Below are 1,283 nucleotides of genomic sequence, written 5' to 3'. Positions count from 1 at the left end.
TATTATACATGATTCCAATTAGTTTGTGTTAAGATTTGTCTGTATCAATTTATCAAGCAAAGCATTTATTCAAAATCTTAATAAATCCATCATAAAATCAAATATAATCAATCACTTATCATGATCTACACCACAAATAAAAACACATACTAAATTAGTATGTGTTTTTGGTACCAATCCCAAGCACTAAGCTTAGGATTGGCGAGCTCTGATTAATGCTTCAAGATTTTTAGGTCTTTGACATGCCACTGACCTTGCGGGTCGTTGGTCGCAAATCCTGATACATAAGGCTTAACCAGACGCGGTGCAACGTATTGATAAACAAAGATGGTTGCCGCTTCTTTGTCCAGGACTTCTTCAGCTTGACGGTACAGTTCAGCGCGCTGCTCAGGTGTCACGTCTGCGCCCAATGTCTGCGCCATGATGGCATCAAATGCAGGGCTGTTGTATTTGCCATAGTTGCTAGAGTCGGTCGATAGGAACGTATTCAAGAATGTAGAAGCTTCGTTATAGTCAGCACACCAGCCGCCACGAGACATTTGATGCTTCTGAGTTCTGCGTGTGTCTAGGTAAGTTTTCCATTCTTGGTTCGCCAGTGTCACATCCACGAATCCAAGCGCATCTTTCCAGAACGATGCTGCTGCCACCGCCAACGTTTTATGCTGCTCATTGGTGTTATACAGCAGTTCGAATTTTAGAGGATTTGATTCACTGTAGCCTGCTTCATTTAGAAGCTTCTTCGCTTCTTCGATGCGCTTGGCTTTATCCCATGATTTCCACTCTGGCGTATGATTCTTGATGCCATTGGTGGCTTCAGGGGTGAATTGGTAGGCGACTTTTTGACCTTGACCTAGAATCTTATCCACGATGGTGTCGCGATCTAGCACCAACGACAGCGCGCGGCGTACACGCACGTCGTCGAACGGCGCTTTGGTGTGGTTGAATTCATAATAATAGGTGCATAGTTTTGGTGAAACTTTTACTTCATCACCAAGCTCGCTTTGTAGCTGCTTGAACTGTGTCGGTGGCAATGCATCAGCCGTGATATCTACTTCACCTGCCTTATAACGCTGTACGTCGGTAGTATCAGAGCCGATCACCAACAAGGTTACTTTGTTGATGGTGGTATTGGCATCATCGTAATAGTTCGGGTTACGCTCAAGCACGATACGCTCATTCACTTGCCACTCTTTTAGGGTGTATGGACCATTACCCACAAAGTTACCCACGCGTGTCCATTGATCACCCAGCGCTTCGATGACTTTTTGGTTTACAGGTTTTAC

The 1,283-nt window shown here is 44.4% G+C and carries 1 protein-coding gene; it reads right to left on the bottom strand.

The genetic code is table 11. From position 1 onward, the window contains the following. Positions 1–212: 212 nt before the first annotated feature. Positions 213–1,283: ABC transporter substrate-binding protein (locus GY683_RS00870; RefSeq protein ID WP_297286954.1), on the bottom strand; the 1,071-nt coding region annotated here is incomplete at its 5' end.

It is taken from the genome of Moraxella sp., from assembly GCF_024227015.1.
Lineage (GTDB): Bacteria > Pseudomonadota > Gammaproteobacteria > Pseudomonadales > Moraxellaceae > Moraxella.
The sequence above is the reverse complement of the archived record's forward strand: the minus strand, read 5'-3'. Positions and strand labels throughout refer to the sequence as shown.